This window comes from Luteibacter sp. SG786 (assembly GCF_011759605.1).
Classification (GTDB): Bacteria; Pseudomonadota; Gammaproteobacteria; order Xanthomonadales; family Rhodanobacteraceae; genus Luteibacter.
On sequence record NZ_JAAOYX010000001.1, the window covers coordinates 1625319 to 1637876 of the forward strand.

The window sequence follows — 12558 nt, forward strand, 5'->3', positions numbered from 1 at the left end:
TCGGTCATTGCCCTTTGTCCTTTTCCAGCGCCGCGAGACGGCGCGCGTACTCGTCAAGGTGTTTCATGCGCGCCGCGTTGCGACGCCACAGGCGGTTTTCCTGCAACGGAGAACCCGACGAGTATTCGCCGGGCTCCCGGATCGAAGCGGTCACGAGGCTTTTCGCGGTGATGGTAACCCGGTCGGCCAGTTCGAGGTGTCCCAGGATGCCCGCATTGCCGCCGATGAGGCAGTAACGGCCGATCTTCGCGCTGCCGGCGACGGCGGAGCAGCCGGCCATGGCGGTGTGCGCGCCGATATGGACGTTGTGGGCGATCTGGATCTGGTTGTCGAGGCGAACGTCCTCTTCCAGCACCGTGTCTTCCAGCGCGCCACGGTCGATGGTGGTGTTCGCGCCGATCTCGCAGTCGTCGCCGATGCGCACGCCGCCGAGCTGCGGCAGCTTCACCCAGCGGTCGCGATCGAAGGCGATGCCGAAGCCGTCCGCGCCGATCACGGCGCCGGGGTGGATCAGCACCCGCTTGCCAAGCGTTACCCGGATCACCAGGGTCACGCGCCCCACCAGGCGGGAATTCGCGCCCACCACGCAGCCCGGGCCGATGGCGCAGTGCGGGCCGAGCACCACGCCCTCCTCGATGACGGCGCCGTCTTCGATCACGCAGCACGGACCCACGCTGGCCGTGGGGTGGACACGCGCGGAGGGGGCGACCACGGCGCTGACATGGATACCGTGCGGCGCGTCCGCGTGCCGCTCGAACAGCGCGGCGATCTTCGCGTAGGCGACGTAAGGGTCCTTGGCAACCAGCGCCGCGCCGCGGCGCAGGGGCAGGGCATCGGCGTTCAGCACGACGATGCCCGCCTGCGAATCAGGCAGCTGCGAGGTGTACTTCGGATTGGAGAGGAAGGTGAACTGGTTCGGCGTGGCCGTGGCCAACGTGCCCACGCCGTCCACCGTCGTGGCGGGATCCCCATGCGCTTCGAGCCCAAAACGCTCGGCCAGTTCAGCAAGTGAAAATTGCGGATTCCCGCTCACGAAAAGCTCCCAAAAGAAAAGGGGTGGCAAGGATCGCTCCTCCGCCACCCCACGATTCTACTTACAGTTCACGCTTTACGGTTCGCGCCCTTAGAACGTGTTGCCGAAGGTGAACTGGATGCGCTCGACGAAGCGGCTGTCGGCGTCCTTCTTACGGAACGGCACGGCGAAGTTGATGATCAGCGGACCGATCGGCGCCTGCCACTGCAGCGAGAGGCCCGTGGAGGCACGCAGTTCGCTGGCGTCGAAGGCGGCATAGTTCTTGTACACGTTGCCGACGTCGACGAACCAGGACACACGGGCCGTGTTCACGTCCTTCAGGAACGGCAGCGGCAGGAACACCTGCGCGGTACCCAGCACCTTGAACGCGCCGCCGACCGGCTGCCCGTAGGTGTACGCACCGCCGGTGCAGCGGCCCTTGCTGTCCGGCTCGCGGGTGGACGAGATACCGTCGCAGAGGCGAGGACCCAGGGTGTTGTCCTGGAAGCCGCGCACGTCGCGCACGCCGCCCGCGTAGTAGTTCTCCCAGAAGGGGAAGTCGATCTTGTCGCCCTTCTTGTAGATCTGCGCGCCGCGAGTGCCGTCCGCGTTGATCAGGTAGCCGTCGTTGTCGTAGGTCTGGCCGTAGGTCTTGCCATAGCCGACCTGGCCGTCGAGGTAGAGCACGAAGCCCTTGCCGATGGGCCAGTAATGGTTGGCTTCGCCGAACAGCTTGTAGAACTGCACGGTGGAGCCGGGCAACGCGCCGGACACGGATGCCGTGAGCTGGCCGCCGCGAGTGGGCGCCCAGTAGCTGTTGCGCGTGTCGTGCGAGTAACCCAGGCTGGACGTCCACGAGTGGATCGTCTTGTTGCCGAGCGCGTTCTGGTAGGCCACCAACTCCTGCGGCGTGTAGAACGAGGTGTTGATGAGGTTCGAGCTGACGCCGAGGCTCGTCGACACGTTGTCGAAGTCGGTGATCGGGATCGACACCGTGGTTTCGAACGACTTGGTGCTGTACGTGTAGTTCGCGAGATCGGTGTCGCCGTAGTCGAGCTTGCTGTACCCGAGGTTGTAGCCGATCGCGATGTTCGAATCGGTGAGGTACGGGTTGGTGTAGCTCGCGTTCACGCGCTTGTAATACGTGCTGGTTTCCGCGGCGATGGAGAAGCGGTCGCCCGTGCCCAGGAAGTTGTTCTGCGACACCGAGGCCGACAGGATGATGCCGGAGTACTGCGAGTAGCCCACGCCGAACATCAGCGAGCCGGCGGACTGTTCTTCCACCTTGGCGGTGAGGTCCACCTGGTCGACGGTGCCGGGCACCAGCGCCTTGTCGATGTCCACCGTCTTGAAGTAACCCAGGCGCTGCAGGCGCGTCTTCGAACGGTCGATGGCGCCCTGCGAATACCACGCGCCTTCGAGCTGGCGCATTTCGCGGCGGAGCACCTCGTCTTCCGTGCGGGTGTTGCCCTGGAAGACCACGCGGCGCACGTACACGCGCTTGCCCGGCTCGATGAAGAGCGTGAGATCGGCGGTGCGCTTGTCCTTGTCGAGCTTCGGAATCGGGGTGACCTTGGCGAACGCGTAGCCGATGTTCGCGAGGATGCCCTTGATGGCGTCCGTGCTGGCCTCGATGGCGCCGCGGTTGAAGGTGTCGCCCTTGTGGATGAAGACCAGCTTGCGCAGGGTGTCTTCAGGCAGGATGAGTTCGCCGAGCAGCTTCACGTCGGAGACGGTATAGACCTCGCCTTCCTTCACGCTGGCGTCGACGTACATGGCGCGCTTGTCCGGGCTGATCGCCACCTGGGTGGAGTCGATGCCGAAGTCGGCGTAGCCGCGGTTCATGTAGTAGTTGCTGAGCTTCTCCAGGTCGCCGGAGAGTTTCTCGCGCGAGTACTGGTCGTCCTTGGAGTACCAGGACAGCCAGTTCGTGGTGTTCGACTCGAAGCCGTCGCGAATGTCTTTGTCGCTGAACGCCTTGTTGCCGATGACGTTGATCTCCTTGATCTTCGCCGCCTTGCCTTCGCGGATTTCGATGTCGATGGCCACGCGGTTGCGATCGAGGCGCGTCACGTGCGGGTCGACCGAGACGTTGTACTTGCCGCGGTTGTAGTACTGGCGGATGAGTTCCTGCTGCACGCGGTCGAGGGAGAGGCGGTCGAAGGTTTCGCCTTCGGCCAGGCCGATCTCCTTCAGGCCCTTGCGGAGGTCGTCTTCCTTGATGTCCTTGTTGCCACGCAGCGTGAGCTTGGCGATGGCCGGGCGCTCGACGACCTTGATGACCAGGATGTCGCCCTGGCGGTCGAGTTCCACGTCGCTGAAGAACTTGGTCTGGTACAGGGCGCGAATGGCGGCCTGGGCCTTGTCGTCGCTTAAGGTTTCGCCCTTTTCGATCGGCAGGTAGCTCAGCACCGTGCCCTGCGCGATGCGCGTCAGGCCGTCGATGCGGATGTCGGAGACGACGAACGGCTCGAAGGCGGCAAGCGCATTGGCGGACAGGGAGGCAAGCAGGATCAGGGCGGCGATACGCTTCATCGTCGATTCCGTTGGGTTAATTCCAGTCGACGGCGGACGAGGCCGGCGACCGAAGAGGAGCACGCGCAAGACTCTGGCCTTGCGTCGTTCGGCGCAGGGCGCGGATGCGCCAGGAGCCTCGGTGATACGGTTGCGTCGCGAGCTGGTGGCTCACGAGACAAGCATGCGTTGAATGTCGTTGAAGAACGCCAGCCCCATCAAGGTAAACAACAGGACGATGCCCACGTATTGACCAGCGATCATGGTGCGTTCGCTGACAGGGCTGCCCTTGATCAACTCGATAAGGTAATACAGCAGGTGTCCCCCGTCCAAGACCGGGATCGGCAGCAGGTTCAGGATGGCCAGGCTCAGCGACACCAGGGCGAGGAAGTTGAGGAACCACCCCAGGCCGCGGTTGGCCGAGTCGTTCGCCACCTGCGCGATGCCGATGACGCCGGACAGGTTCTTGGTGGATGCCTCACCGGAAAGCATCTTGCCGATGAGGTTGAAGGTGGAAGCCGTGCCCGTCCAGGTGGCCCGCAGCGATTCGCTGAAGGCGCGCGCGGGGCCGTAGCGGAGGGTGGCCTCTTCCAGGGGCTGCCGGGCCACGCCGATGAGCCAGCGGACCGGCTGGCCCTGCTCGGACTTCATGCGTGCGGTGACGTCGAAGGTTTTCGTCTGGCCGTCGCGCTGCACGGCGACCGCGAGCTTCGGCGAGATGGCGGCCTGTTCCGGAACGAGCCGGGTGAAATCGTCGAAATCGGAGACGGGCTTGCCGTTGACGCTGAGAATGCGGTCGCCGGCACGGATGCCCGCGAGCGAGGCCGGATCGCCCTTGACCACCTCGCCCACAACGGGAGGCGCCTGCAGGGTCATGCCGAGCTGTGTGAAGCGCTTGCCGATGTCTCCGCCGCCCTCCAGGCGCTGGAGCGGCAGCACGACATCGCGCTGCGCGCCGTCGGTGCCCTGCACCCGAACCGGTAGCGGCTCGCTGCCGAGCAGGCCGTTGGCGAGGATTTCGGTGGCGTCGCTCCAGTTGTTCACCGGGTCGCCGTTCATGGCGACAAGGCGGTCGCCCGGGCGAATGCCGGCCGTGGCGGCCACCGTGCCCGGGTCGGCGGTGACAATGGGAGCCACGTCGGGCTTGCCGATCATGTACATCGCCCAGAACGCGGCGATGGTGAAGATGAGGTTGAACGCGGGGCCCGCCGCGACGATGGCGATGCGCTTCCACACGGACTTGCCGGTGAATTCCTGACCGCGTTCCGCGGCGGGCACGTCGCCCTCGCGGGCGTCGAGCATCTTCACGTAGCCGCCCAGCGGGATGGCGGCGATCTGGTATTCCGTGCCGTCCTTCGCCACGCGGCGCCAGAGGGGGCGGCCGAAGCCCACCGAAAAACGCAGTACCCGCACGCCACAGCGGCGCGCGACCCAGTAATGGCCGAATTCATGGAAGGTTACCAGCACGCCAAGCGTGACCAGCAGCCAGAACACGGAACCTAGGACGGGGCTCATCGGGGAGGGTGGGTCTCGGTGGAAAAACGTTTGGGTGGAGCGAGTTTAGCAGTAAGCGCGGTGGAGCACGCCCCTGGCGGCCCGGCGCGCCTCGTCGTCACGTGCGACGAGGGTCTGGACATCGACCACGGGTTGGGCCGGCAGTTCCGCGAGTACGCGTTCGACGATCTCGGCAATGCCGAGGAAGGGGAGGGTGCCAGCCAGGAAAGCGTCCACGGCCACCTCGTTGGCGGCATTGAGGATGGCGGTGGCGTCGCCGCCCTCGCGCAGGGCAGCGAAGGCCAGGGCGAGGCAGCGGAAGGTGTCGGTATCCGGCGTCTCGAAGTCCAGTCGGGCGTGCGCGGCGAGGTCGAGCGGGGCCACGCCGGCCTCGATCCGCTCAGGCCACGCGAGGGCGCAGGCAATGGCCGTGCGCATGTCGGGATTGCCCAACTGCGCCAGCACCGAGCCGTCGACGTAGTCGACCAGCGAATGCACGAGGCTTTGCGGGTGCACCACGACCTCAATGGCATCGACGGGGGCCGCGAACAGGTGGTGGGCCTCGATGACCTCCAGGCCCTTGTTCATCAGCGTGGCCGAGTCCACCGAGATCTTCCGGCCCATCGACCACTTCGGATGGGCGCATGCCTCGCCGGGGGTGATCTTGCCGAGTTCGGCGCGGGTGCGGCCGCGGAACGGGCCGCCGGACGCCGTGAGGATGATGCGGCGCACACCCGCTCGGCCCAGGTCCGGACGCCCGCCGGGCAGGCACTGGAAGATGGCGTTGTGCTCGGAGTCGATCGGGATGAGGTCGCCGCCGCCCTCGCGGAGGGCCTCGAGCAGCAACGCGCCGGCCATCACGATGGATTCCTTGTTCGCCAGCAGCAGGCGCTTGCCGGCCCGCGCCGCGGCCAGTGTGGAATCCAGGCCGGCGGCTCCGACGATGGCGGCCACCACCGCGTCGCAGAGCGGCCCGGAGGCCGCGGCAGTGACGGCGTCGGCGCCGCTGGCGACCTCGCAGCGCACGCCTGCCGCGGCGAGGCGCCGGGCGAGGTCCGCTTCCATGGCAGGGTCGGCAACGATGGCCAGGTCGGGACGGAAGCGCGCGCAGAGGGCCGCGAGGCCTGCGCTGTCGCGATTCGCGGCGAGGATGCTGGCCCGGAAGCGATCGGGGTGGCGGGCGATCACGTCCAGCGTGCTGCCGCCGATGGAGCCGGTGGCCCCGAGTACGGCGACCTGACGCACGGCCATGCTCAAAGGCCCAGCAGGAGCTTGCCGGCGGCGAACACCGGCAAGGCCGCGAAGACGCTGTCCAGGCGGTCGAGAAGGCCGCCGTGGCCGGGGAACAGGTTGCCCGAATCCTTCACCGTGGCATGGCGCTTCATGAGGCTTTCGAAGAGATCGCCCACCACGGCGATGCCGACGGTGACCACACCGAGCAGCAACAGGCCGACCAGCTGGCCGCCGTCACGCACACCGATCAGGTAACCGCCCAGCAGGGCCATGAGGCCGCCCGCGACGATGGCGCCATAGACGCCCGCCCATGTCTTCCCCGGGCTGATCCGCGGCGCGAGCTTGCGCCGCCCGAAGTGCCGGCCGCTGAAGTAGGCGCCGGTGTCGGCGGCCCAGACGATGACCAGGGCCAGCAGCGTCCACCAGTTCCCGCGGTGGCTTTCGTGCAGCAGGATGGCCGACGCAAGGGCCGGCACGATCACGAGCGCGCCGACGCCCAGCTTGAGCATGCGGTTCTCGGCGTTGGGCGCCGCCGCGAAGGTGAAATGGCGCAGCCAGAAACAGCAGCCGATCCACCAGGCGACGCCGATCAGGGTCAGCATCAGGAGCAGGCCGGGAGTGCGCACGGCGATCAGCGCCGCGAAGACGACGACGGCCGCCGCGGCCACGATGCCGCGCCCGGCCTGGGTGCGGCAGCCCGACAGCAGGCTCCATTCCCAGGCGGCGCCGACGAAGACGATGGCGACCAGCGACGCGAAGAACGCCGTGGGGGGCAGCAGGATGAGCGCCAGGACCAGCGGAATGAGGATCGCGGCGGTGATGATGCGTTGCTTCAGCATGGGATTCCGGCGTCAGCTCGTGGCCTGTTCGCCCGTGCGCCCATAACGGCGCTCGCGGCGTGCGTAGTCGTCCAGTGCCTCGGCGAGGCACGCCTGGTCGACATCGGGCCAGAGGGTGTCGGTGAAATAAAGCTCGGCATAGGCGATCTGCCAGAGCAGGAAGTTGCTTACCCGGCGCTCGCCGCCCGTGCGAATGAAGAGATCGAGCGGAGGCTGGTCGGCCAGGCAGGTGTAGTCGTGCAAGCGCTTTTCGTCGATGTCGCCGGGGCCGAACTCGCCACGGGCGACGGCTTCCGCAGCGAGACGCGCCGCGTGGGCGATGTCCCAGCGGCCGCCGTAATTCACCGCCACGTTCATGTTGAGGGCGGTGTTCCCGGCCGTGCGTTCCATCGCGGCGAGCATGCGGTTGCGCAGTTCGGGGGCGAAGGCGTCCAGATTGCCGATGAAGCGGATGCGCACGCCATTGCCGTGCAGTTCGTCCACTTCCCTGTCCAGCGCCTTCAGGAAGAGTTCCATGAGCGCCGACACCTCGGTGGCGGGGCGCTGCCAGTTTTCACTGGAGAAGGCGAACAGCGTGAGCGAGGCGACGCCCCGGCGCAGGCAGAACTCCACGGCTTCCCTTACCGCCTTCTGGCCTGCGTGGTGGCCGAACGAGCGCGGGCGCAGGCGTTGCTTCGCCCAGCGCCCGTTGCCATCCATCACGATGGCGATGTGGCGGGGAACCCGGTCGACGGGCTTCGCTGCCATGAATGCCCGACCGATGGCGCGTCAGAGCGCCATCAGCTCCTTTTCCTTTTCCTTGACCACGTCGTCCACTTCCTTGACGTACTTGTCGGTCAGCTTCTGGATGTCGTCGTCGGCGCGCTTCTTGTCGTCTTCCGTGATCGTCTTGTCCTTCAGCAGCTTGTCCACGTGCTGGATGGCGTCGCGGCGCACATTGCGGATGGCGATCTTCGCCTGCTCGCCTTCCTTCGCCACGTTCTTGGCGAGCTCCTTGCGGCGCTCCTCGGTCGGGGGCGGGAAGTTCAGGCGGATGTCCATGCCCATCGTGGTCGGCGTGATGCCGAGGTCCGAGGCCATGATGGCCTTCTCGATGGGGCCGACCATGCTCTTGTCGAACGGCTTCACGGAAAGGGAGCGGGCGTCGGGCGTGGTGACGTTGGCCACCTGGGCGAGCGGGGTGTCGGTGCCGTAGTAGGGCACCTTGATGTTCTCGAGGATCGACGGGTTGGCGCGACCGGTGCGGATGGTCTTCAGGTCGTGCTTGAGCGAGTCGATGCTCTTGCCCATGCGGGTTTCAGCATCTTTCTTGATGTCGTTGATCATGGGTTTGTCCGGTGGAGCGGGTCAGCAGGCGAGTATAGCAGCGCGGCCGGCGAGGGCCGTGCCGCGCTGCGCCAGACGGGGACGGGTGCGTCAGCCGGCGTCGACCAGGGTGCCGACGGGCTCCCCGCGCATGATCCGCATGAGGTTGCCGGGCTGGGTCATGTCGTAGATGCGCAGCGGAAGCTTGTTCTCGCGGCAAAGGGCGATGGCCGCGGTGTCCATCACCTCCAGCCGGCGCTCGATCACCTGGTTGTAGGTGAGGTGTTCGTAACGCTCCGCTCCCGGCACCCGCTTCGGGTCGGCCGAATAGACGCCGTCGACCTTGGTGGCCTTCAGCAGCAGGTCGGCGCCCACCTCGACCGCGCGCAGGGCGGCGGCAGAGTCGGTGGTGAAGAAGGGGTTGCCGATACCGGCGGCGAACAGCGTCACACGGCCTTTCTCGAGGTGACGGATGGCCCGGCGGCGGATGAAGTCCTCGCACACCTCGTTGATCTTGATGGCGCTCATGGTGCGCGCTTCGCCGCCCAGCTTCTCGATGGCGTCCTGCATGGCCAGCGCGTTCATCACGGTGGCCAGCATGCCCATGTGGTCGCCGGTGACGCGATCCATGCCCGCGGCCGCGAGGCCCGCGCCACGGAAGATGTTGCCGCCGCCGATCACGACTCCGACCTGTACGCCCGCTTCGCGGACTTCAAGGATTTCCTTCGCAAGGCGCCCGATCACCTTCGGATCGATGCCGTAGTCCTCGCTGCCCATGAGGGCTTCACCGGAGAGCTTGAGCAGGATGCGGCGGTGGTTCAGCGGGGTGCTCATAGGGGGTCTCCAGATTGTGTGAGGCAAAACGGCCGTATTCTAGCGTGAAGAGTGAAGCGTGAACCGTGAACCGTGAACCGTGAACCGTGAACCGTGAACCGTGAACCGTGAACCGTGAACCGTGAACAGTGAACAGTGAACAGTGAACCGGGGCACATGTAACTCGTGCCTCCCGCTTCGCTCTTTTACGGTTCACTGTTCACGCTTTACTCTTCACGCCCCAAAAAAAAGGCCGCGAGCAATCGCGGCCTTTTCTTTTGCAACTTACGGAGAAGGCTTACGCCAGGCCCGCCTGCTTCATCACTTCTTCGGCGAAGTTGTCCTGCACCTTCTCGATGCCCTCGCCCACGGCGAGGCGCTTGACTTCGACGATCTCGGCGCCGGCCTTCTTCAGGGCCTCGCCCACCGTGATGTCGGTGTCGATGACGTAGGACTGACCCACCAGCGTGACGTCGGCCAGGATCTTGTTGACCTTGCCCGAAACGATCTTCTCAAGGATGTCGGCCGGCTTGGCCTTTTCCTTGTCGGTCATCTTCGAAAGCTCGATTTCCTTTTCCTTCTCGAGGAAATCGGCCGGGACGTCCTTCTCGCTGACGAACCGCGGGTTCATCGCGGCCACGTGCATGGCAATGCCCTTGGCCAGCTCTTCCGAACCGCCCTTGAGCGCCACGAGCACGCCGATGCGGCCGCCGTGCGAGTAGGCGCCGAGCACGCCGTCGGTCTGGATGGCGGCGATGCGACGCACGTCGAACTTCTCGCCGATGGTCAGCGTGAGTTCCTTCGCGCCTTCCTCGACCGTGCCGCTGCCGAGCTTCGCGCCCTTCAGCGTGTCGATGTCGGTGGCGCCGGCGGCGAGGGCGACGTCGGCGACGTCCTTGGTGAACTTGATGAACTGTTCGTTCTTGGCGGCGAAGTCGGTCTCGCTGTTGACCTCGACCATGACACCCTTGCCGCCGTCGACGGCGACGGCCACCAGGCCTTCGGCGGCCACGCGGTCGGCCTTCTTGTCGGCCTTGGCCATGCCGTTCTTACGCAGCCATTCCATCGCCGCTTCGATGTCGCCGTTGTTTTCGACGAGCGCTTTCTTGCACTCCATCATGCCGACGCCGGAACGCTCGCGCAGGTCCTTGACGAGGCTTGCGGTGATCTCAGCCATGGTAATTCCTCAAAGTTTGGTGGGCGCCGCGGCGAGGGTGCCGCGGCGCCGGTGAAACGGAAGAGCGGGTTACGGGGTGGGGCGCTTACGCGCGGCCACGACCACCGTCACGGCCGCCTTCGCGGCGCGGTGCACCCTTCTTGGCCGGGGCGCCACGACGCTCGCCGCGCGGGGCTTCGTCCTTGGCGACCGGGTTGCCTTCCTCGTCCAGCTCCACGAACTCGTTGGCGTCGCCACGGGCGGCGTTCGGAGCGGCGGACTTGCCTTCCAGGATGGAGTCGGCGGCGGCGCGGGCGTAGAGCTGGATGGCGCGGATGGCGTCGTCGTTACCCGGGATGGCGTAGTCGACGAGGGCCGGGTCGTAGTTGGTATCGACGACGGCGACGACCGGGATGCCGAGCTTGCGGGCTTCCTGAACGGCGATGTCTTCGTGGCCGATGTCCACGATGAAGAGCGCGTCCGGCAGGCGGTTCATGTCCTTGATGCCGCCCAGCGAGTTCTGCAGCTTATCGCGCTCGCGGCGACGGGCCAGCACTTCGTGCTTCACCAGGCGGTCGAACGAACCGTCGGTTTCGGCGGCCTCGAGTTCCTTCAGGCGGGCGACCGACTGCTTCACCGTGCGGAAGTTGGTGAGCATGCCGCCGAGCCAGCGGGCGGTGACGAACGGCTGACCGGCGCGCGCGGCTTCCTCGGCGAGGGCCTCGCGGGCCGAACGCTTGGTGCCGACGAACAGGATGGTGCCGCCCTTCTGGGCCAGGCCCGAGAGGAAGTTCATCGCGTCGGTGAAGAGCGGAAGGGTCTTCTCGAGGTTGATGATGTGGATCTTGCCGCGGGCGCCGAAGATGTACGGGGCCATCTTGGGGTTCCAGTAACGGGTCTGGTGACCGAAATGGACGCCGGCTTCCAGCATCTCGCGCATGGTGACTTGTGCCATGGAATACTCCTGGGCGAACCGCCTTGGCGGTTCTATGGGGGTTGGGACCTCCACGCATCCCCGGCTTCGACCCGCCCCGAAGGACAGGCACCCCGAAGACGGTGCCGATGCGTGTGTGGCGTTGAAGCGATTGCCCCGCGCCGGGGCCAAGGGTGGCGCCGTGCGGTTACAATCGCGCTTCGAATCGCCGCCGTGGCCACCCTCTGGGTGACTGCGCCGGACGGCAAAACTCGCTAATTGTAGCCTCCGGAGCCCCTTCGCCGCAAGCCGAGGGTGGCAACCGGGACAGGGTGCCCCCATCTTGCGTGGCAGGCCCAATCCCCTGACGGCAAAGGATAAAGAGAGAGCACCAATGGCAGTCGTACCGAAGACCCCCGAAGAAATACAGGCCATGCGCGAGGCCGGCAGGCTGGCCGCGGAAGTCCTGGCCATGCTGGTACCGCACGTGAAGCCGGGCGTCACCACCGAGGAACTGGATCAGCTGGCGCACGACCACATCGTGAACGTGCAGAAGGCCATTCCCGCCAACGTGGGGTACCGCGGCTACCCGAAGACCACCTGCACGTCGGTCAACCACGTGATCTGCCACGGCATTCCCAGCCCCACCAAGGTGCTGAAGGACGGCGACATCGTGAACATCGACGTCACCGTCATCAAGGACGGGTGGCATGGCGACACCAGCCGCATGTATTTCGTCGGCACGCCGAGCGTCCTGGCCAAGCGCCTGGTGGACACCACCTACGAGGCCATGATGAAGGGCATTCAGGCGGTGAAGCCGGGCGCCACCCTGGGCGACGTGGGCGCGGCCATCCAGAAGCACGCGGAGGCCGCGGGGTTCTCCGTGGTGCGCGAGTACTGCGGCCACGGCATCGGCAAGGTCTACCACGATGAACCGCAGGTGCTGCACTACGGGCGCCCCGGCACGGGCCTGGAGCTGAAGCCGGGCATGACCTTCACGGTCGAGCCCATGATCAACGCCGGCAAGCCGCAGACGAAGTCGCTGCCCGACGGTTGGACGGTGGTCACCAAGGACCATTCGCTCTCGGCCCAGTGGGAACACACCATCGCCGTCACCGAAGACGGGTTCGAGATCCTGACGCCCTGGCCCGACGCGGCCTGATGATCTGTGTAGGAGCCGCTATAGCGGCGAGAAGCCCACGGAGCGAAGAAGTCGCGGGGTAACTCCCATCGCCGCCATGGCGGCTCCTACAGGGTTATTGCGGCCCGCCATCGAAGA

General features: G+C 66.1%; 11 protein-coding genes. 1 reads left to right on the top strand and 10 read right to left on the bottom strand.

The annotated features are described in order from the left end of the window. Positions 1-4: 4 nt before the first annotated feature. From lpxD to rpsB, 10 genes are all read right to left on the bottom strand, one after another. Entirely contained in the window at positions 5-1033 is a 1029-nt protein-coding gene (gene lpxD, locus FHS47_RS07390) for a UDP-3-O-(3-hydroxymyristoyl)glucosamine N-acyltransferase (protein ID WP_167025087.1), read from the bottom strand. Between the two features lie 90 nt (positions 1034-1123). Next, positions 1124-3547, bottom strand: coding sequence for an outer membrane protein assembly factor BamA (gene bamA, locus FHS47_RS07395; protein ID WP_167025090.1), 2424 nt, complete (start codon positions 3545-3547; stop codon positions 1124-1126). Positions 3548-3697: 150 nt separating this feature from the next. Next, the gene (gene rseP, locus FHS47_RS07400; protein ID WP_167025093.1) at positions 3698-5041 is read right to left on the bottom strand and encodes an RIP metalloprotease RseP; all 1344 of its coding nucleotides are present in this window, start codon (positions 5039-5041) and stop codon (positions 3698-3700) included. A gap of 45 nt (positions 5042-5086) precedes the next feature. Further along, positions 5087-6271 (bottom strand): 1-deoxy-D-xylulose-5-phosphate reductoisomerase, encoded by a 1185-nt coding sequence (locus FHS47_RS07405; RefSeq protein ID WP_167025096.1) that lies wholly within the window; start codon positions 6269-6271, stop codon positions 5087-5089. Between the two features lie 2 nt (positions 6272-6273). Further along, complete coding sequence (locus FHS47_RS07410) at positions 6274-7092, bottom strand: phosphatidate cytidylyltransferase (protein WP_167025099.1); 819 nt, start codon at positions 7090-7092, stop codon at positions 6274-6276. A gap of 12 nt (positions 7093-7104) precedes the next feature. Then, entirely contained in the window at positions 7105-7839 is a 735-nt protein-coding gene (gene uppS, locus FHS47_RS07415; RefSeq protein ID WP_167025103.1) for a polyprenyl diphosphate synthase, read from the bottom strand. Positions 7840-7860: 21 nt separating this feature from the next. Next, positions 7861-8418, bottom strand: coding sequence for a ribosome recycling factor (frr, locus tag FHS47_RS07420; protein WP_167025107.1), 558 nt, complete (start codon positions 8416-8418; stop codon positions 7861-7863). 90 nt (positions 8419-8508) lie between these two features. Further along, positions 8509-9231, bottom strand: a complete 723-nt coding sequence (gene pyrH / locus FHS47_RS07425) for a UMP kinase (RefSeq protein ID WP_167025110.1) — start codon at positions 9229-9231, stop codon at positions 8509-8511. A 277-nt stretch (positions 9232-9508) separates the two neighbouring features. Next, a complete protein-coding gene (tsf, locus tag FHS47_RS07430; protein ID WP_167025113.1) occupies positions 9509-10387 on the bottom strand; it encodes a translation elongation factor Ts in 879 nt (292 codons plus the stop codon). An 85-nt stretch (positions 10388-10472) separates the two neighbouring features. Further along, positions 10473-11321: a 30S ribosomal protein S2 gene (rpsB, locus tag FHS47_RS07435; protein WP_167025116.1), complete on the bottom strand. Its 849-nt coding sequence runs from the start codon at positions 11319-11321 to the stop codon at positions 10473-10475. Positions 11322-11673: 352 nt separating this feature from the next. Between rpsB and map the strand changes: the two genes are divergently transcribed. Beyond that, a complete protein-coding gene (gene map / locus FHS47_RS07440; protein WP_167025119.1) occupies positions 11674-12441 on the top strand; it encodes a type I methionyl aminopeptidase in 768 nt (255 codons plus the stop codon). The last annotated feature ends 117 nt before the right edge of the window (positions 12442-12558 follow it).